This is a genomic window from Caballeronia sp. INML2, assembly GCF_023631365.1.
Classification (GTDB): Bacteria; Pseudomonadota; Gammaproteobacteria; order Burkholderiales; family Burkholderiaceae; genus Caballeronia; species Caballeronia turbans.
This window is the reverse complement of record NZ_JALQDH010000049.1, coordinates 166,127-187,034: the sequence shown is the minus strand read 5'-3', so window position 1 is coordinate 187,034 and position 20,908 is coordinate 166,127. Positions and strand designations below refer to the sequence as shown.

General features: G+C 64.8%; 12 protein-coding genes. 9 read left to right on the top strand and 3 right to left on the bottom strand.

From position 1 onward, the window contains the following. The first annotated feature begins 13 nt into the window (after positions 1-13). The 6 genes from uvrA (at position 14) to NCT32_RS18620 (ending at position 13,477) form a co-directional block, all read left to right on the top strand. Positions 14-5,836, top strand: a complete 5,823-nt coding sequence (gene uvrA, locus NCT32_RS18645; protein ID WP_250477454.1) for an excinuclease ABC subunit UvrA — start codon at positions 14-16, stop codon at positions 5,834-5,836. Continuing rightward, positions 5,826-6,245 carry an ACT domain-containing protein gene (locus tag NCT32_RS18640; protein ID WP_061118056.1) on the top strand — a complete coding sequence of 140 codons (420 nt, stop codon included), beginning with the start codon at positions 5,826-5,828 and terminating at the stop codon, positions 6,243-6,245. Before uvrA ends, NCT32_RS18640 begins: the two co-directional genes overlap by 11 nt. Positions 6,246-6,256: 11 nt before the next feature. Beyond that, entirely contained in the window at positions 6,257-7,549 is a 1,293-nt protein-coding gene (locus NCT32_RS18635; protein ID WP_061118057.1) for a DUF445 domain-containing protein, read from the top strand. A 711-nt stretch (positions 7,550-8,260) separates the two neighbouring features. Then, a complete protein-coding gene (locus NCT32_RS18630) occupies positions 8,261-8,740 on the top strand; it encodes a nuclear transport factor 2 family protein (RefSeq protein WP_061118058.1) in 480 nt (159 codons plus the stop codon). Next, positions 8,737-10,653: an amylo-alpha-1,6-glucosidase gene (locus NCT32_RS18625; RefSeq protein WP_061118059.1), complete on the top strand. Its 1,917-nt coding sequence runs from the start codon at positions 8,737-8,739 to the stop codon at positions 10,651-10,653. Before NCT32_RS18630 ends, NCT32_RS18625 begins: the two co-directional genes overlap by 4 nt. A gap of 85 nt (positions 10,654-10,738) precedes the next feature. Next, the gene (locus NCT32_RS18620; RefSeq protein ID WP_061118060.1) at positions 10,739-13,477 is read left to right on the top strand and encodes an MGH1-like glycoside hydrolase domain-containing protein; all 2,739 of its coding nucleotides are present in this window, start codon (positions 10,739-10,741) and stop codon (positions 13,475-13,477) included. 183 nt (positions 13,478-13,660) lie between these two features. Here the strand turns inward: NCT32_RS18620 and NCT32_RS18615 are convergent, their stop codons facing one another. Both NCT32_RS18615 and NCT32_RS18610 read right to left on the bottom strand, forming a co-directional pair. Then, positions 13,661-13,912, bottom strand: coding sequence for a hypothetical protein (locus tag NCT32_RS18615; protein WP_061118061.1), 252 nt, complete (start codon positions 13,910-13,912; stop codon positions 13,661-13,663). 31 nt (positions 13,913-13,943) lie between these two features. Next, positions 13,944-16,256: an FdhF/YdeP family oxidoreductase gene (locus tag NCT32_RS18610; protein WP_061118062.1), complete on the bottom strand. Its 2,313-nt coding sequence runs from the start codon at positions 16,254-16,256 to the stop codon at positions 13,944-13,946. A gap of 158 nt (positions 16,257-16,414) precedes the next feature. Here NCT32_RS18610 and NCT32_RS18605 point away from each other — a divergent pair, with 158 nt between their 5' ends. The 3 genes from NCT32_RS18605 (at position 16,415) to NCT32_RS18595 (ending at position 19,669) form a co-directional block, all read left to right on the top strand. Then, positions 16,415-17,866 carry a PLP-dependent aminotransferase family protein gene (locus tag NCT32_RS18605; protein WP_061118063.1) on the top strand — a complete coding sequence of 484 codons (1,452 nt, stop codon included), beginning with the start codon at positions 16,415-16,417 and terminating at the stop codon, positions 17,864-17,866. After that, positions 17,863-18,120 (top strand): helix-turn-helix domain-containing protein, encoded by a 258-nt coding sequence (locus NCT32_RS18600; RefSeq protein ID WP_061118064.1) that lies wholly within the window; start codon positions 17,863-17,865, stop codon positions 18,118-18,120. The genes NCT32_RS18605 and NCT32_RS18600 overlap by 4 nt, the downstream gene beginning before the upstream one ends. 97 nt (positions 18,121-18,217) lie before the next feature. After that, a complete protein-coding gene (locus NCT32_RS18595; RefSeq protein WP_061118065.1) occupies positions 18,218-19,669 on the top strand; it encodes a PLP-dependent aminotransferase family protein in 1,452 nt (483 codons plus the stop codon). 10 nt (positions 19,670-19,679) lie between these two features. Here the strand turns inward: NCT32_RS18595 and NCT32_RS18590 are convergent, their stop codons facing one another. Then, complete coding sequence (locus tag NCT32_RS18590; RefSeq protein WP_086961029.1) at positions 19,680-20,816, bottom strand: TAXI family TRAP transporter solute-binding subunit; 1,137 nt, start codon at positions 20,814-20,816, stop codon at positions 19,680-19,682. Positions 20,817-20,908: the final 92 nt, after the last annotated feature.

Genomic DNA, 20,908 nt, shown 5'->3' with positions numbered 1-20,908 from the left:
ACCGGTTGAAAAATTGGCATCGAACAACGCAATCCGCATTCGCGGCGCACGTCAGCATAACCTCAAGAATCTCGATCTCGACCTGCACACCGGCCAGATGACGGTCGTGACCGGGCCTTCCGGCTCGGGCAAGTCGAGCCTCGTATTCGATACGCTCTACGCGGAAGGCCAGCGCCGCTACGTCGAGACTTTCAGCGCGTACGCGCGCCAGTTTCTCGACCGGATGGACCGTCCGCAGGTCGATCGCGTGGACGGCGTGCCGCCCGCGATCGCCATCGACCAGACGAATCCGGTGCGCAGTTCGCGCTCGACCGTCGGCACGATGACCGAGCTCAACGATCACCTGAAGCTGTTCTACGCTCGGGCCGCCGAACTGTTCGACAGGAAGACGTCGCAGCGCGTGCGCCACGACACGCCCGAAACGATCTACGCCGAGCTGCTCGAACGCACGCGCGCCGACGATCCGCGTCTCGCGATCACGTTTCCGGTCGAATTGCCGGATACCGCGAGCGATGAAGAAGTCGAGCAATGGCTGTCCGCGAGCGGCTACACGCGCGTGCAGGCGAAGCGCCACGTACAGACGGAATCCGGCGCACGGCAGATGCTCGATGTCGTCGCGGATCGCTTTCGCCTGCAGAACACGGAGCGCTCGCGTGCGCTCGAGGCGATCGAAAGCGCGTTGCTGCGCGGCACCGGCCGCGTCGACATTTACGTGCTGAAGGACGAAGGCGAGCCGGAAATCTGGCGCTTCTCCACCGGCTTGCACAGCCCGGAAAGCGATCTGCGCTACGCGGACCCGCAGCCCGCGCTGTTCTCGTTCAATTCGGCGTACGGCGCGTGCGAAACGTGCCGCGGCTTTGGCCGCGTGATCGGCGTCGATTACGGGCTCGTCATTCCGGACGACAAGAAGACGCTGCGCGAAGGCGCCGTCAAGACGCTGCAAACGCCCGCGTGGAAAGAGAACCAGGACGATCTCGTGAAGTACGGCGCGAAGGCGGGCATCCGTCTCGGCGTGCCGTGGAAGGATCTCACGCAGGAAGAGCGCGACTGGGTCATCAAGGGTTCGCCCGACTGGACCGGCAAGTGGCAGAACCAGTGGTACGGCGTGCAGCGCTTCTTCGACTATCTGGAGTCGAAGGCGTACAAGATGCACATCCGCGTGCTGCTGTCGAAATATCGCAGCTATACGACGTGCCCGGTGTGCGCCGGCGCGCGCCTGAAAACCGAATCGCTGCTGTGGCGTCTGGGCACGAAGGAACAGGCCGATGCGGTGCTGTCGCCGTCGGATCGCTTCATGCCGGAAGGCGTCGACTGGACGCGCGCGCAACTCGAGGCGCTGCCGGGCCTCACGGTTCACGATCTGATGCTGATGCCGATCGAACGCATCCGCCGCTTCTTCGATTCGCTGACGCTGCCTTCGACGCTGCTCGACGAAGCGCTCAAGCTGCTGCACGCGGAAGTGCGCACGCGCCTCAAATATCTCTGCGATGTCGGGCTCGGCTATCTGACGCTCGATCGCCAGAGCCGCACGCTCTCGGGCGGCGAAGTGCAGCGCATCAACCTGACGACCGCGCTCGGCACGTCGCTCGTGAATACGCTCTTCGTGCTCGATGAGCCGAGCATCGGCCTGCATCCGCGCGATCTGAACCGCATTGTCGAGGCGATGCACCGGCTGCGCGACGCGGGCAATACGCTCGTCGTCGTGGAGCACGATCCGTCGGTGATGCTCGCGGCGGATCGTCTCATCGACATGGGACCGGGACCGGGCGAGCGCGGCGGTCAGATCGTCTACGACGGCGCCCCCGACGACATTCAAACCACCGACACCCTGACGGGCGCGTATCTCGGCGGCCGCAAGCATGTCGCGCATGCGTCGAACTGGAACCGGCGCGCCGTCGATGCGAACACGCCGCATCTCACGCTCGAAGGCGCGAGCGACCACAACCTGCGGGACGTGACGGTCGATATTCCGCTGCAACGTCTCGTCTGCGTGACGGGCGTATCCGGCTCGGGCAAATCGACGCTGATTCAGGACGTGCTCGCGCCCGCGCTGATGCGTCATTTCGGCAAGGCTACGGAAACGCCCGGCGCGTTTCGCGCATTGAAGGGCGCGGAGCATCTGAGCGATGTCGTTTTCGTCGATCAGTCGCCGATCGGGCGCACGGCGCGCTCGAATCCGGCGAGCTACGTCGGCGCGTTCGATGAAATCCGCAAGCTCTATGCGAAGGCGCCGCTCGCGTTGCAACGCGGCTACAGCGCGAGCATGTTCAGCTTCAATTCGGGGGACGGACGCTGCCCGACATGCGGCGGCTCGGGCTTCGAGCACGTCGAGATGCAGTTCCTGAGCGATGTCTATCTGCGTTGCCCGGATTGCGATGGACGGCGTTATCGCGCTGAAATTCTCGAAGTGAAGATCGAGCGCGGCGGCCGTCAATTAAGCGTCGCCGACGTGCTCGAACTGACCGTGAGCGAAGCCGTCGATCTCTTCGCCGGCGACAAGGAAGTGCTGCGCGTGCTGCAGCCGATCGTCGATGTGGGTCTCGAATACGTGAAGCTCGGTCAGCCGGTACCGACGCTGTCGGGCGGCGAGGCGCAGCGACTCAAGCTCGCGGGTTATCTCGCGGAAACGTCGCAAAGCAAAGGCAGCGAACGCCGCCTCTTCATGTTCGACGAGCCGACCACCGGTCTGCATTTCGACGACATCGCCAAGCTGATGCAGGCGCTGCGGCGATTGCTCGAGCGCGGGCATTCGCTGATCGTCATCGAACATAACCTCGATGTGATTCGCGCGGCCGACTGGATCATCGATCTCGGTCCCGAAGGCGGCGATGGCGGCGGTCAGGTCGTGTGCATCGGCACGCCCGACGACGTGGCCGCGTGCGAGCAGTCGCATACGGGCCGCGCCTTGCTCGATTACGAAGACGCGATGGCGCCCGGCGCGGCGCAAAAGCGCGCGGGCGTGCCGCTGCAACTCGCGGCGGAAGTCGCGAGCGCGCGCCGCGCGTTGCAGGGCGAGGACGTCGTGCGCATCGTCAACGCGCGCGAGCACAACCTGAAGTCGCTCGACGTCGATATCCCGCACAACAAGTTCAACGTCGTGACGGGCGTGTCCGGCTCGGGCAAGTCGACGCTCGCGTTCGACATCCTCTTTCACGAAGGCCAGCGACGTTATCTCGAATCGCTCAATGCGTATGCGCGTTCCATCGTGCAGCCCGCGGGACGTCCCGAAGTCGATGCCGTGTACGGCATTCCGCCGACCGTCGCAATCGAACAGCGTCTGTCGCGCGGCGGGCGCAAGTCGACCGTCGCGACGACGTCGGAAGTCTGGCACTTCCTGCGTCTTTTGTACGTGAAGCTCGGCATCCAGCATTGCATCCACGACGGCACGCCGGTGCAGTCGCAAAGCTCGGAATCGATCGCCGCGCAGATCATGCGCGATTTCAAGGGACAACATGTCGGCCTGCTCGCGCCGCTCGTCGTGAACCGCAAGGGTGTGTACACCGATCTCGCGAAATGGGCGAAGGCGCGCGGCAACACGCATCTGCGCGTGGACGGCGAATTTCTGCCGGTGAGCCCGTGGCCCAAGCTCGACCGGTTCCGCGAGCATACGATCGAATTGCCGGTCGCGGATCTCGTCGTCTCGGCGGATAACGAAGCCGATCTGCGCCGTCTGCTCGACGAAACGCTGGAGATCGGCAAGGGCGTGATGCACCTGTGCGCGCCGCTCGACGATCTGCATGGCTCGTGGCAGGACGGCGCGCGCCGGGGCAAGGAAGAAACCCGCGTGTTTTCGACGAAGCGCGCATGTCCTGTCTGCGGCACGAGCTATCCCGAGCTCGATCCGCGCATGTTCTCGTACAACAGCAAGCACGGCTGGTGCAATACCTGCGTCGGCACGGGCGTGAAGCTCACGCGCGAGCAGCGCGCCGCGTTCGATGACACATTGTTCGCGCAGGACGATCGCGGGCGCGAGCAGAGCATCGGCTCGGTGGAGCAGGAACCGGACGATATCGTCGATCAGCCGTGTCCGGACTGCGAAGGCACGCGTCTGAACGAGGTCGCCCGTGCCGTGACCTTCGGCAACTACCCGATCACGGAAGTCGGGCGCTGGACCGTGAGCGATACGCGTGAGTGGATCTCCACGCTCAGGCTGAAGGGCCGCGATGCGGATATCGCGCGCGACGTGATCAGCGAAATCGAAGGCCGTCTGCAGTTTCTCGAAGAAGTCGGGCTCGGCTATCTGAGCCTCGACCGCGCCGCGCCGACGCTTTCCGGCGGCGAAGCGCAACGCATTCGTCTCGCCGCGCAACTCGGCAGCAATCTGCAAGGCGTGTGCTACGTGCTCGATGAACCGACCATCGGTTTGCATCCGCGCGACAACCTCATCCTGCTTGCAGCGCTGAAGAAGCTGAACGACAAGGGCAATACGCTCGTCGTCGTCGAGCATGACGAGGACACGATTCGCCGCGCGGATCACATCATCGATATCGGGCCGGGCGCGGGCAAGCGCGGCGGCACGGTGGTCGCGCAGGGCAACGTGACGGACCTCGCGGCGCACAAGGCGTCGCTGACGGGGCAGTTCCTCGCGAACCCGATCGTGCATCCGTTGCAGCCGCGCCGCGAAGTGCGTGCCGGGACCGCGAAACGTCCGGCGACGCCCGGGCAATGGCTCACGGTCGAAGGCGCGACGCTGCACAACCTGCGCAACGTGACGGCGAGCGTGCCATTGAATCGCCTCGTCGCGATCACGGGCGTGTCCGGCTCGGGCAAGTCGACCCTGGCGCGCGACGTGCTGATGACCAACCTGCTCGATGCCGTCGGCCGCTCGGTGCTGTCGTCGCCCGCGGTGCGGCGCGCGCGCAAGGCGGCGCAGGCCTCGGACACCGGCAAGCCCGCCGCGAGATCGCGCGCCAGCGTGCTCGCGCGCGAAGCGCCGCGCCCGACGTTCGACGTCACGCACGCGTGGCAGGGCTGCAGCGGCCTGACCGGTTTCGAGACCATCGACCGCGTGCTCGAAGTCGATCAGACGCCGATCGGCAAGACGCCGCGCTCGTGTCCGGCGACGTACATCGGCATGTGGGACACCATCCGCAAGCTGTTCGCCGATACGCTCGAAGCCCGCGCGCGCGGCTATACGCCGTCGCGCTTTTCGTTCAACACGGGCGAAGGACGTTGCCCGGCGTGCGAAGGCCAGGGCGTGCGCACCATCGCGATGAGCTTTTTGCCCGACGTGAAAGTACCGTGCGACGTATGCCATGGACAGCGCTTCAATCCGGAGACGCTCGCGGTGACGTGGCGCGGCAAGAACATCGGCGAAGTACTGACGATGGAGATCGACGAGGCCGTCGAATTTTTTGCTTCGATGCAGAGCATCGCGCATCCGTTGCAGTTGCTGTGCGATGTCGGTCTCGGCTATCTGACCCTCGGCCAGCCTTCGCCGACGCTGTCGGGCGGCGAGGCGCAGCGCATCAAGCTCGTGACCGAGTTGTCCAAAGTGCGCGACGACATCACGCGGCGCGGCCAGAAGCCGCCGCATACGCTCTACGTGCTGGATGAACCGACCGTCGGCCTTCACATGGCGGATGTCGCGAAGCTGATCCGCGTGCTGCATCGGCTGGTGGACGGCGGGCATAGCGTGATCGTCATCGAACACGATCTCGACGTGATCGCCGAAGCCGACTGGGTGCTCGATCTCGGACCGGAAGGCGGCGTGAACGGCGGCACGATCGTCGCGGCGACGGACCCGGACACGCTCGCGACGCATCCGCGCAGCCATACGGGCGCGGCGCTGCGGCCGGTTCTGGGACGCTCGCGGGAGGCCGAGAATGCTGCGTGATCTCGATACGCTGATTGCGTCGATGCAGCCCGAGTTGCAGTCGGGCGTCTACGTGTTCGCTTCGCTGCCGCACGATGCGCTGACGAGCGGCGCGGGCATCGTCGCGACGTTTCGCGAGCGCGAAGGACTGACGGTCGTGATGGAGGAAAGCGCGGCGCAGGCGGCAGGCATCGCGCCGCTGTTTCGCGCGGCGTGGATCACCCTGACCGTCCATTCGGACCTGAACGCGGTCGGTCTGACGGCGGCGTTCGCGCGTGCGCTCGGCGAGGCGGGCATCAGTTGCAATGTGATCGCGGCGGCCTGGCACGATCACATCTTCGTGCCGGTGGACGATGCGGCGCGCGCCATGGATGCGTTATCCGCGCTGCAACGCACTGCTGGTAAGCTTTCGGCCTCTCCAAAACCATGATCACAACATAGATGGAAACGCAGGAAAAAGCGCAGGACAAAGCCGTTGCGCTCAGAAGAATGAAATGGTTCGCCGCTGCGTTGCTCGTCGCGGCGGGTTGCCTTTTTGCGCTCGCGAAGAGCCAGCACGACGCGGGTGTGTGGGCATGGGTATCGTCGTTCGCGGAAGCCGCGATGGTCGGCGCGCTCGCGGACTGGTTCGCGGTCGTCGCGCTGTTTCGCCATCCGCTCGGCGTGCCGATTCCGCACACGGCGATCCTGCCGGCGAACAAGGCGCGCGTCGCGGACAATCTCGCCGTGTTCGTGCGCGACCGGTTTCTCGGCACCGATGCGCTCGTCGCGCGCGTGAATGCGTTCGATCCGGCGAGCCGCCTGTCGATGTGGCTCGCGGAACCGAAGAACTCGGAGCTGCTCGGCCGGAAGGCGGTGACGGCGGTCGGCCAGTTGCTGTCTTTCGTCGACGATGAACGCGTCAAGACCATGCTCTACGACACGCTGCGCCGCCGCGCGGACGCATTCGATCTCGCGAGCGCGGCGGGCAGCGTGCTGTCGACGCTGACGTCCGACCGTCGTCATCAGTTGCTGCTCGATGAAGGCCTGAAGCAGATGGCTGCATGGCTCGACAAGCCCGAGGTTCAGGAGATGCTGGCGACGCGCATCGTCGCGGTGGCGGGCGAGGAGTATCCGAAGCTCATCGGCATGCTGGGTTTCGTCGGGCTGAACGCCGAGGATCTCGGCAACAAGTTCGCGGCTGGTCTGGTGCGCGGTGCGAATCAATGGCTGCACGACGTGAGCAGCGATCCGGAGCACGAGCGCCGCAAGGCCTTCGATGCGGCCGTGGAGCGATTCGTCGGGCGGCTGAAGACGGATGCTTCGTTCAAGGCGCGCATCGACGAACACAAGCGCGAATGGCTCGAGCGGCCCGAATTGCGCGGCTATGTGAACGGGCTGTGGGACGAGTTCATCGCATGGCTCGATGCGGACATCAGGCGGCCGGATTCATCGCTGCACGCGAAGGTCGTGGCGATGGCGGGCGGTTTTGCCGAAGCGCTCGGGAGCGATCCGGCGTTGCGCGATTCGATCAACGAGCATATGCGCGATGCGTTGAAGGCGCTTGCGCCGGAGTTGCGTGACGGGATCGCGAAGCATATCGCCGCAACCGTCAAGCAATGGGACGATGCGACGCTCGTCAGGGACGTCGAGCTCAATATCGGGCGGGATTTGCAGTTCATTCGCGTGAATGGGACGTTGGTGGGTGGGGCGGTTGGAGTGCTTATTCATGCTGTGATGGTTTGGGTGGGGTGAGGTTTTTTCTCTCGCCGGATCCCGTGTTCGTGTCGGTTTATTAGCACTGCCCCTGTGCGGGGCGGCAGTCACTTTCTTTGCTGCTGCAAAGAAAGTGACCAAAGAAAGCAGCTCGTTAAGCCCGCGGTCACACGCAGTTTGGCCACGCGTGCCATGTGATCGTGGGCTGCCTAAGTGTCGCCCTCACAAGACTAATCGGCTTGGCTCGCGCACGGTCTGTCGCCTCGCGCCGCATAGCGAATTGGTTCAGCACCAAAAGGCTCCGGCCCGCTTCGCGGCCGACGGGTCCATCGGGGCGGCGCACGGAGATTGAAACGTTTCTCGCGGTGGTAGAGGATCGCGAAGACGATTAGCCGCCTATCTCACTGCATTTGCCGCACGTCTGTTTCCCTCGCATGCCGGGCGGCAGCGCGTAGCGCTGTGCCGGATGTATGATTGCTGAGCCCACGTGGCAAAGTACTAGCTCGACAGACCGGGCGCGGTTCAAGCCCGGTTGGGCCTCTGAGGGCACTCGCTACCCAGCCCGCGATGGGCTGGCAAGCATGGCCGCTGCGTGTGGCCGCGCGCGTATCAAGCTGCTTTCTCCGGTTACTTTCTTTGCTGATCAAAGAAAGTAACTGCCGCCCCGCACAGGGGCAGTGCCGATAGACCGACACGAATCAGAATTCCACGACGCCAGGCACAAGAGGCCCGACAAGCAAAAAAAAGCACATGCCCAACGCCAACACCGACCTGATCGAACGCTTCTACAAAGCGTTCCAGAACCGCGACGCCGAATCGATGTCCGCCTGCTACGCCCCCGACATCCAGTTCCAGGATCCGGCCTTCGGCGTGCTTCGCGGCAAGGAAGCCGCCGACATGTGGCGCATGCTCCTCGGCCGCGCCGCCGATTTCACGCTCACCTACGACAACATCGCTTCGGTCGGCCAGACGGCAAGCGCGAAAGCCGTCGCGCGTTATACCTATTCGGCGACCGGTCGCCGCGTCGTCAACGAAATCGAGTCGCGCTTCGCGATCCGCGACGGCTTCATCGTCGAGCATACGGACGTCTTCGATCTCTGGCGCTGGAGCCGTCAGGCGCTCGGCGTGAGCGGCTGGCTGTTCGGCTGGACGCCGCCGATGCAGCGCGCGATCCAGCGCAAGGCGCGCAAGGCACTCAGGGACTATCGCCTGAAGGGGTCGACGGCATGACCCGAATCGATCGCCCCGACCAAAGCAATCTCGAAGACGAATGGCTCGAAGCCGATGCATACGGCGGCTTCGCCTCGGGCACCGTCGGCACCATGCGCACGCGGCGCTATCAGGCGCTGCTGCTCACCGCGACGCAGCCGCCCGCGGGACGCGTCGTGCTCGTCAACGGCATCGAAGCATGGCTCGACCTGGACGGCAGGCGCTTCCCTCTGACGATGCAGCGCTACGCACCCGATGTGCTCTACCCGGACGCATCCGCGAGCCTGCTGTCCTTCGACACCCAACCGTGGCCCACCTGGCGATATCGCATCGACGCGGACTCGGTCGTCGTGGCGGAAGTGTTCGTCGCGAAGGAGAGCCGCGAAACCGTGCTGCGCTGGCGTCTCGAGGGGGCATCGAGCGCGGCGAAGCTCGAAGTGCGTCCGCTTCTTTCCGGCCGCGATTATCACGCGCTGCATCACGAGAATCCGAATTTTTCATTCGATGCAACGCTCGAAGGCGAGCGCGTGCAATGGTTGCCGTACGGCGATCTGCCCACGATCTGCGCGACATCCAACGGCGCGTATAAGCACGCGCCCGACTGGTATCGCGATTTCTGCTATGCGCGCGAACGCGAGCGCGGGCTCGATTTCACCGAAGACCTCGCGACGCCCGGCGTGTTCACTTTCGACTTCACGCGCGGCGACGCCGTGATGATCCTGCACGCGCACGCGGGCCGCGAGAAGCCGTTCGAAGACAGCGCGATCGCGCATGCATCGCGTCTGGCGTCGCGGGAAGCGCAGCGCCGCGCGGCGTCCGGCTCGCGGCTCGCGCGCTCCGCGGACGCGTATGTCGTGAATCGCAACGTCGGGCGCACGATCATCGCGGGCTTTCCGTGGTTCACCGACTGGGGCCGCGATACCTTCATCTCGATGCGCGGCCTCCTGCTCGCGTGCGGCCGTCACCAGGAAGCGGAATCGATCCTGCTCGAATGGGCCGACACGATCTCCGAAGGCATGGTGCCGAACCGCTTTCCGGACAGCGGCGGTCTGCCGGAGTACAACGCCGTCGATGCATCGCTGTGGTTCATCGTCGCCGTGCACGACTTTCTCGCGACTGGTTTCGCCCACGCCGCCACGACGAGCCGCCTGCAGCGCGCCGCCGACGCAATCCTGCAGGGCTATTCGTCCGGCACGCGCTTCAACATCGCCGCCGATACGGACGGCCTGCTGCGCGCGGGCACGCCCGGCGTGCAACTCACGTGGATGGACGCGAAGGCGGGCGACTGGGTCGTGACGCCGCGCATCGGCAAGCCGGTCGAGGTGCAGGCGCTATGGATCAACGCGCTTCGGATCGCAAGCGCGTGGAATCCGCGCTGGCAGGCGTTGCGCGATCAGGCGCTGTCGTCGTTCGCCGCACGTTTCGTCGATCCGGACACACACACGCTCTTCGATGTCGTCGACGCCGATCACGAGCCCGGCAAGCTCGATCGCTCGATTCGCCCGAATCAGATCTTCGCGGTCGGCGGGCTGCCGTTTCAACTCGTCGATGGCGATATCGCACGCGCCGTCGTCGCGCAGGCCGAAACTGAGCTTCTCACGCCGCTCGGCCTGCGCACGCTCGCGCCGTCCGACCCCGCATACAAGCCGCACTATGCGGGCGATGTGCTGGGGCGCGACGGTGCGTATCACCAGGGCACCGTGTGGCCGTGGCTGATCGGTCCGTTCGTGGACGCGTGGGTGCGCGTGCACGGCGCGGCGGGCGCGCGCGAGCGCTTTCTGTCGCCGCTCTACGCGCATCTGGACCGCTTTGGCCTCGATCACATCAGCGAGGTCGCCGACGGCGACGCGCCTCACGCGCCCGGCGGCACGCCTTTCCAGGCGTGGTCGCTCGCGGAGCTTCTGCGCATCGAAAAACTGCTCGGCGCGCAGTAGGCGCGCCGCGCGCGGGCCGCCGCCAAAACGCGCTAAATTACGAGTCTTGCCCGCGGCTTCGCACGCCGCCAACGAGGAGAGGCCCATGCCGAAATCGCGCCCCGTCAATCAGATCGATACCGTCGAGGGTTCGAGGCTCCATTCGCAGGAATGCCCGCGCTGGCAGCGCTGGGGGCCGTATCTGAGCGAGCGCCAGTGGGGCACGGTGCGCGAGGACTACAGCGAGTTCGGCACCGCGTGGGAATACTTTCCGCACGATCATGCGCGCAGCCGCACGTATCGCTGGGGCGAGGACGGTCTCGCCGGCTTCGGCGACGACAAGCTCAACTGGTGTATTTCGCTCGCGCTCTGGAACGGCTGCGATCCGATCATCAAGGAGCGGCTCTTCGGTCTGACGAACCAGGAGGGCAATCACGGCGAGGACGTGAAGGAGCTGTACTTCTACATCGACGGCACGCCGACGCATTCCTACATGCGCATGCTCTACAAGTATCCGCATGCGGCGTTTCCATACGCCGATCTCGTCGATGAAAACGCGCGGCGCGGCGCCGACATGCCCGAGTACGAAGTGCTCGACACCGGCGTATTCGACGACGGGCGTTACTTCGACGTGCAGGTCGAATACGCCAAACACACGACCGACGACATCCTGATGCGCGTGACGATCGAGAATCGCGGCGACGTCTCCGCTGCGCTCGACGTGCTGCCGCAGATCTGGGCGCGCAATACGTGGTCGTGGAAGCCGACGCCGGTCAGGCCGTCGCTGAAAGTGGAAACGGTGCCGGGCGAGGGCACGTACGTGCTCGCGCAACAGGGCAATCACGAGCCGATGGTCGTCACCGCATGGTCGCCGGATGCCGCGGACATCGAATGGCTCTTCTGCGAAAACGAGACCAACGTCAGGCGTCTTTTTCACATGGCAGGCGAGGGGCCGTTCAAGGACGGCTTCAACGATTACATCGTGCAAGGCGACGAAGGCGCGATTCGCCGCGACACCGGCACGCGCGCCGCCGCGCATGCTCATCTCGAACTGGAGCCGCACGGCACCGCCGTGGTGTATATGCGCTGGCGCCCCGAGTCGGCTCCGGACGCCGTGCCGCTCGACGTCGAAGGACTCTTCGCGCGCCGCCTCGCGGAAGCGGACGAATTCTACGGCGCGCTGCAACACGATATCGCCGATGCCGATCAGCGGCTCGTGCAGCGCCAGGCGCTCGCGGGCATGCTGTGGTCGAAGCAGTACTATCAATTCGACGTGACGCGCTGGCTCGACGGCGATCCGCTCCAGCCGAAGCCGCCGAAGCAGCGCCGCTCGGGACGCAATGCGGACTGGCGGCATCTGTGCAACGCGGACATCGTGTCGATGCCGGACAAATGGGAATACCCCTGGTACGCGTCGTGGGACCTTGCGTTTCATGCCGCCGCGTTCGCGCTGATCGATCCGGAGTTCGCGAAACGCCAGTTGCTCCTGCTCGTGAAGGACCGCTATCAGCATCCGAACGGCCAGTTGCCCGCCTACGAATGGGCTTTCAGCGACGCGAACCCGCCCGTGCATGCCTGGGCGACGTGGCGCGTCTACGAGATCGACCGCGCGATCACCGGCCGTGGCGACCGCGATTTTCTGGAACTCGTGTTCCACAAGCTGCTGCTGAACTTCTCGTGGTGGGTCAACCGCAAGGACGCCGAGGGCAAGAACGTCTTTCAAGGCGGCTTTCTCGGGCTGGACAACGTGGGCATCTTCGATCGCTCGTCGCCGCTGCCGACGGGCGGCCACATCGATCAGGCCGACGGCACCGCTTGGATGGCCGCGTATGCGCTCGACCTCATGCGCATCGCGCTGGAACTCGCGTATGCAAACAAGGTGTTCGTCGATATCGCGGTGAAGTTCTTCGAGCACTTCCTGTATATCGCGGAGGCGGTGAGCTGCGAGGACAACTGCGATACCGGTCTCTGGGACAGCGAAGACGAGTTCTTCTACGACAAGCTGCGTCTGCCGGACGGGTCCGCCGTGCCGATGCGCATCCGCTCGATCGTCGGGCTGATTCCGCTCTTCGCCGTGCACGTGCTGGAGCCGAAGGTGTATCGCTCGCTGCCCGAGTTGCGCGAGCGGCTGCACTGGTTCCTCGAACATCGCACCGACCTCGCGCGGCTCGTGTCGCGCTGGAACGTCGCCGGGCAGGGCAACAGTGTGCTGCTCTCGCTGTTGCGCGGGCATCGCATGAAGGCGTTGCTCCGACGTATGCTCGACGAAACCGAGTTTCTCTCCGATCACGGTGTGCGCGCGCTGTCGCGCGTGCATCTCGACAACCCGTTCGTCTTCTATCACAACAGCGAGAGCTTCAGCATCCGCTATCTGCCGGCGGAATCGGACTCGCGGGTGTTCGGCGGCAATTCGAACTGGCGCGGTCCGGTGTGGATGCCGGTGAACTATCTGCTGATCGAATCGATCCACGAGTTCCATCGCTATTACGGCGACGATTTCCGCGTCGAGTATCCGACGGGCTCGGGTCAGAAGTTCTCCCTCGCGCAGATCGCCGATGAACTCGCGCGCCGCGTGACCACGCTCTTTTTGCTCGACAGGAACAGCGAACGTCCCGTGATGGCCGCGTATCCGTTGCTTCAGGCCGATCCGCGCTCACGCGATCTCGTGCTCTTTCACGAATATTTTCACGGTGACAACGGGCGCGGCGTGGGCGCATCGCATCAGACAGGCTGGAGCGGACTGGTCGCGCTGCTGTTGCAGCCGCATGCGACGGGGCCGTCCGGCGTCGTGCCGCTCGCGGGCGAAGCCGATGCCGACATTCAGGAGTTCGCCGGGGCGAAGTAGCGCGCCGCCGCGTTTTCCGCGTTTTCACGAAAGTCAATCACGTGGAACGCTGCAACAGAGGTTCGGAGTAATCTGGTGTTGTAGATCTCTCGACTGCGTAGATTGGTGCAAACACTAATCGACGACAGTTCGGACATCGGAATGAATCACTCCATCGGCGCGTATTCCTTGAGCGGCTACCAGTTAGGCATGGGAGCCTGCAACAGCTCCCATATCGAACACGAGCATTGTCCGCCGCTCATGCTGGTCATGCTGGTCTTCGCCGCCGCCATGCTGGGCGGCGCATGGTTCAGCCACCAGTTCGAGAGTTTCGCCGCCGGATGGATTGCGTGGGTCGCGATCCTTGCCATGCTGGGCGCATTCGTCGATCGCCGGTTCAGCGGCGCGGCCGCGCTCGAACGTCGCATCCGTCATCGTCAGAAGGCGCGTCTTCACGCGCTCTGCAACATGTCGCCCGCGAGCAGTTTCAGGCAGCAATGGCCCGACTGGCGGACGTCAGCAACACGGGAATGGACTTCGACGTCGGCGTACCGGCGCCATCCGCGACCGATGACAACGGCACGAGCGGGTTGGTCTCCGGATAGTACGCACCGAGGCAACCGCGCGGAATGTCGTATTCCACGAGTGTGAAGCCGTTTACGCGGCGCTCGACGCCGTCGTCCCAGACGCTCGTGATATCCACGAGTTCGCCCGGCTCGAAGCCGAGCATGTCGATGTCGTCGCGGTTGGCAAACAGCACGTGCCGCTGTCCGTACACGCCGCGATACCGGTCGTCGAGGCCGTAGATCGTCGTGTTGTATTGATCGTGGGAGCGCGTCGTCATGAGTGTCATCAGGCGCTCGCCGTACAGCGCACGGGCACGGTGGATCGGCGTGTCGAATGCAATCTCGTGCACGATGAACTGGGCCTTGCCGCTCGGCGTGTTCCAGACGCGGTCCCGCGAGGCCACGCCCAGATGGAAGCCGCCGGGCTGCTTCAGACGTTCGTTGTAACGCTCGAAGCCATCGAGCACTTTCTCGATGCCGTCGCGGATCAACGCATAGTCGGCTGCATGCGCGCGCCAGTCGACCTTCTCCGAGCCGAGCGCCGCATGCGCCATGCGCGCGACGATCGCCACTTCGGAAAGCAGATTCTGCGAGGCCGGCTTGTTCATGCCGTATGAGATGTGCACCATGCTCATCGAATCCTCGACGCTCACGCCTTGCGGCACGCCGTTCTGAAGATCGATTTCCGTCCGGCCGAGCGTCGGCAGAATGAGCGCGTCGCGGCCGTGCACGAGATGGCTGCGGTTGAGCTTCGTCGTGATGTGCACGGTGAGATCGCACGAGCGCATCGCTTCCCAGGTGCGCGGCGTGTCGGGCGTCGCGATGGAGAAATTCCCGCCCAGTCCGATGAACACCTTCACCTTGCCTTCGAGCATCGCGTGAATAGTTTCGACGACGTCGTAGCCGTGCTCGCGCGGCGGTTCGAAATCGTAGGCGGCGCCGAGCCGGTCGAGAAACGCCTGCGTCGGCTTTTCCTCGATGCCCACGGTGCGGTCGCCCTGCACGTTCGAATGGCCGCGCACCGGGCATAGCCCCGCGCCGCGCCGGCCGATGTTCCCGCGCATCATCATGAGGTTCGAGAGCAGTTGAATCGTCGGCACGGAGTTCTTGTGCTGCGTGAGGCCCATGCCCCACGTCGCGATGACGGCGCGGCCTTTCCCGTAGATATCGGCGAGCTTGAGCAGATCGTCCATTTGCACGCCGGATTCTTCGAGGATTGCGTCCCAGCGCTCGGCGCGCAGGTCGTCGGCGAACGCGTCGAAGCCGACCGTGTGCTGCGCGATGAAATCGACATCGAGCACGCGTTCGCCGCCGCTCGCGCGGGCCTCGTCGTCCAGTTCGATCACGCGCTTCGCGACGCCCTTGATGAGCGCGAAGTCGCCGCCGACTTTCGGTCGGATGAACACCGAGCTGATCTTCACGCCCTTCGGCGAGAGCATGTCGAGCGTGTGCTGCGGACTCGCGAAGCGTTCGAGGCCGCGCTCCTTCAGCGGGTTGATCGACACGATGGTCGCGCCGCGTTTCGCGCAGTCGCGCAACTCGCCGAGCATGCGCGGATGATTCGTCGCCGGGTTCTGGCCGAAGAGCAGGAGCGTGTCGGCGTGCTCGAAGTCGTCGAGCGTGACGGTGCCCTTGCCGATGCCCACGGTATGCGGCAAGCCGCGGCTCGTCGCTTCGTGGCACATGTTCGAGCAATCGGGGAAGTTGTTGGTGCCGTACATGCGCACGAACAATTGATACAGAAACGCGGCTTCATTGCTCGCGCGGCCCGACGTGTAGAACGCGGCGCGGTCCGGATCGTCGAGCTTTTTCAGGTGCGAGGCGATCAGTTCGAACGCGTCGTCCCATTCGATCGGCACGTAGCGATCGCGCTTTGCGTCATAGACGAGCGGGTCCGTGAGCCGGCCGTGCTGCTCCAGCTCGTAATCGGATTGCGCCATCAGCGCGGAGACGGTGTGCGCCTCAAAAAAGGCCGGCGTCACGCGCTTGCTCGTCGCTTCGGCTGCGACGGCCTTGACGCCGTTCTCGCAGAATTCGAAGGTCGAGCCGTGCTCGCGGTCCGGCCACGCGCAGCCGGGGCAATCGAAACCGTCGGGCTGATTCTGCTTGAAGAGCGTCCGATAGTTTCCGCCCGCCACCTTCTCCTTGACGAGGTTAATGGCGACCTGCTTCAACGCGCCCCAGCCTGCGGCGGGATGCGTGTACGGTTCAATGCGTGGTTCCGGCTTCTTCATGGCGTTCGTTTTCGATCAGGCAAGCGACGACACCAAGATTACTGTGGCCCGAACCGCGCGCGGCGCACAGAAAATATGAAATACGAGGAGTACAGTTGCGGCGTTTTGACCTAGACTGCACGTCACATCCGAAATAAAACGAAAAGGGAGCGCGCGCGTTGAAGCTCTACGAGAAGCTCGCCGATGAAATCGAGGAAGCCGTTCGCCGCGGCGTATTCACGCCGGGCGAGAAGATCGCGTCCGTACGGCAGGCGAGCCAGCAGCACGGCGTGAGCATCAAGACGGTGCTGCACGCCTACGCCATTCTCGAAAGCCGCGGCATTCTGGAGACGCGCCCGCAGTCAGGCTACTTCGTGCGCGCGAAGCCGCAGGCGGGCGCGGCGCACAGCCAGCCGAAGCGCGTGATCGCAACGGCATCCGAAGTCGATGTCAGCCGGCTCGTGCTCTCGACACTGCGCAGCATCGGCGCCCACGACGCCGTGCCGTTCGGCTCGCCGTATCCCGATCCCGCGCCGTTTCCGTGGCGACGCATCAACCAGTACGCGAACGCGATCGCGCGTCGGCATTCGAGCTGGAATCTCATCGACGATCTGCCGCCGGGCAATCCGGAACTGATCCGCCAGATCGCGCGGCGTTACGCGGAAAATGGCGTGCCGGTCGATCCGGACGAAATCGTCATTACCGTCGGCGCGACGGAGGCGATCAACCTGAGCCTGCAGGCCGTCGCGAAGCCGGGCGACACGGTGGCGGTGGAGTCCCCGACTTATTACGCGATGCTGCACGCGATCGAGCGTCTCGGCATGCGCGCGATTGAAGTGCCCACGCATCCGGCCGATGGCATCGACATCGAAGCACTCTCGCAGATCATCGGGCGCGGCAAGATCGCCGCGTGCATGGTGATGCCCAACTTCCAGAATCCGCTCGGCTTCCAGATGCCCGACGAACGCAAACGTCAACTGGTCGATCTGCTGTCGGCGCACGAGATTCCAGTTATCGAAAACGACGTGTATCACGAGCTGTATTACGGCGATGCACGCCCGTCGACGCTGAAGAATTTCGATACCAAAGGCCTCGTGCTGCATTGCGCATCGTTTTCGAAGAGCCTGACGGCGTCGTACCGCATCGGCTGGGCGATGCCGGGCCGGTATCGGGCGCAGGTCGAAAAGCTCAAGTTCCTCAACACGCTGACGACGCCCTCCGTGCCGCAGGTCGCGATCGCGGATTATTTGCGGCAGGACGGCTACGACCGGCATCTGCGACGCGTGCGCAGGCTGTATCGGCAGCAGTCGCGCATCATGAGCGCGATGGTCGAGCGCTTCTTTCCGCCGGGCACGCGGACGTCCGCGCCGCAGGGCGGCTACGTGCTGTGGGTCGAATTGCCGGAACGCGTCGATTCGATGGTGCTGTATCGCGCGGCGCTCGACTGCGGCATCACGGTCGGGCCGGGTTATATGTTCTCGACGCGCAACGCCTTCAGTCACTTCATCCGGCTCAACTACAGTTATCCGTGGACCGCGCAGAGCGAGGCCGCCTTGCAGCGGCTCGGCGAGCTCGTCGGCGAGATCGGCGCGCGCGCGGGCAGGCATAGGAACATGGGAGAACGCGCATGAGCGATGACATCGATCCGGCGCTCGTCGCCGTGCTGGCGCAGTTGTGGCGTGCGCGCACGGAAACGCCCGGGCGCGCGTGGTCGTTCGCCAAGCTCGCGAAACAGGCGGGCTTGCCGATGAGCACGTTGCGGCGGCAGTTGACGGGGCTCGCGGAAAGCGGCCTCGTCGATATGCAGGTAAGCGAGGAAGGGACGGGAAGCGCCTCGCTGAGCGCGGAGGGCGAGTCTTTGTGTCAGACGGTATTCGGAAGCTAGGCGAACTGTCAAAAGGCGCTACGCTTAAGCACTTCCCGCCCGATGATCCGGGCGTACGGGTGCCAATCAACTGTAGTCATGTCGGTCGCTGCTGCCCTTGGACATTCACATCACCCTGCACGGCCGTCGCGATCTCACCGGCCAGATCTACGGCCAACTGCGCGCGGGCATCGTCGAAGGCCGGCTGGCCGCGAACACGCGGTTGCCGTCCACGCGCGATCTCGCCGTGCAGCTCGGCGTTTCGCGCAAGACCACGCTCGACGTCTTCGAGCGGCTCATCGCCGAAGGTTATCTGCGCACGCGCGCGGGCGACGGCACGTTTGTCGCCGATGGTCTCACGCGCCTGCCCTCCGCGCAGGCCGAACCGGTCTCGGCCCGCGCCCGTGCGACCGGCATCTGGCGCAAGATGCCCGAACGCATGGCGATGCCGATGCCGCCCGCCCACGAAACGCTCGACTGCGATTTCAAGGGCGGCGTGACCGACAAATCGCTCTTTCCCTACGAGGCGTGGCGGCGCTGCCTCTATCAGGCTTTGCGCACGCAGGCGCGCGCGGACGGCGGCGTGGCGGGCTATCGCGACCCGGGCGGTGAACAGGAACTGCGGCTCGGCATCGCGCGTTATCTCGGGTTCAGCCGCGCGGTCGCGTGCAACTGGCAGGACGTGATCGTCACGCAGGGCGCGCAGCAGGCGCTCGATCTGCTCGCGCGCGTCACGATCCAGCCGGGCGATGTCGTCGCGCTCGAGGAACCCGGCTATCCGCCGGCGCGTGCGCTGTTCGCGGCGCTCGGCGCACGGATCGCGCATGTGCCGGTCGATGGCGAGGGCATCGTCGTGAAAAAGCTGCCGCGCAATACCCGGCTCGTCTACGTGACACCGTCGCACCAGTTTCCGCTCGGCATGCCGATGAGTCTCGACCGGCGCGTCGAATTGCTCGAGTGGGCCGCGAAGCGCGGCGCGGTGATCGTCGAGGACGACTACGACGGCGAGTTCCGCTTCGAGGGCAGGCCGGTGGAATCGCTGAAAAGTCTGGATCGGGCGGGACTGGTCGCGTATGTGGGCACGTTTTCGAAGACGCTCTTTCCCGATTTGCGGCTCGGCTACGTCGTGCCGCCCGCGACGCTGTCCGAACCGATCTGGAACGCGAAGCAAACCTGCGACTGGCACAGCTGCATGCTGACGCAAACGGCGCTCGGCGCGTTCATGCTCGACGGCGAATACGCGAAGCACCTGCGCCGCATGCACAAGGCGTACGCACAACGCCGCGCGATCCTGATCGACAGCCTGAGCGACGAGCTTGCGCCCTGGTTCGAGCCGCTGCCGTCGACGGCGGGCATCCATCTCGTCGCGCGGCTTGCCGGATCGCTGCGAGAGGACGATGTGGTCGCGGCGGCGCGCGCGGTGTCGGTCGGGCTGTATGGAATCCGCGCGTTCTACGCGGGCGAGCCGGCGCAACAAGGCGTGCTGCTCGGCTATGGCGGAACGGACGCCGCGGCGATCGAACGCGGCATGAAGCGCCTCGCCGCGCTCATGCCGACGCTCGCCCGCTAGCTTCGCGGCATCACTGATCGCACAGCAGCAAGAGCTTTTCCTGTGCGCTGCAACTCGCCTTCTTGGGCTTCTGCGCGGCCGCTTCCGCGTCGCGCGCGGCGACCCTGCGCGCCGGCGCCTGCGATTGCTCCGCCGCCGTGCGCTGCGCGATGCACGCGCGCAGGTGCTTCTCCATCGGCGGATAGTACTTCCAGCCGCGCGTGAGCGGCGGCAGTTCGAGGTGCACCTGTTTCCACTTCGGATGGCCGTTGGCCTGCAGCGTGTCGAAGTTCGTGCACAGCGAATCCGCGAATTTCGACAGCGCGCCGACCGTGCCGCGCAAGCCATAGTCGTAGGTCACGAGGAAGGCCTTCACGGTGAGCGTCGGCGTGTCTTCCTGAATCCAGTTCGGATAGCTCGACGTGCGGATCGTCGCGGGGAAATAGGTCTGCTTCGCGCGCGCGGTTTCGGGCGCGCTGGAATCGAGGCGCAGCAGCTTGATCTGTTTCAGCAGTTCGGGATTCATGTCCTGAAAGAGCTTCGCCGGCTGGCCCGCGACGATCACCGCCACGTCGATCTTGCCGACGATCAGCCGCGCGAGCGAATCCTCGTTGTTGAGATGCTGCTCGTTCGCATCGGCGATCGGCTCGCCGAACATCAGCCGATACAGCGTCTCGGCCGATTGCGCCGTGCCGCTGCCGATCGGCCCGACGCTGATGTTCTTGCCCTTGATCTCGTGGATGAACTTCATCGGCGAGTCCGCGCGCGTCACGAAGTAAATCTCCTCGTCATAGAGCGGCATGATGAGCCGCAACGGCTTGATGATCTTGCCCGCGTCTGCATTGCCGGAGGTCGCCATGTCCATGTACGCCTGATACACGTCCGACTGCACGAGCGCGAACTTCACGCCGGGCTCGTAGCGCATGCGCTGCACGTTTTCAGCCGATCCCTTCGACGGCAGCACTTCCAGCTCGATGCCCGCCGGTTCGGCCACATACTTCGACAAGTCCTGGCCGATCTGGATATACGTGCCGCGTTCCTGACCCGTCGTGATCTTGTAGGGGATCGGATCGGCGGCGAAGCTCGACCCCGCGCCGATCAGCCCGGCGATGGCAAGGAGCGCGAGCGCACCCCGTGCGGCGTTGCGCATGCTTTTTGTGGTGAACATGATTGACCCTTGATCGTAGTTGGACGGGTGCTTTTGAAACTCGCGCGACGCGGATCTCGTCAGCGAAGCGCGCAATTCGCTCATGCCCGGTC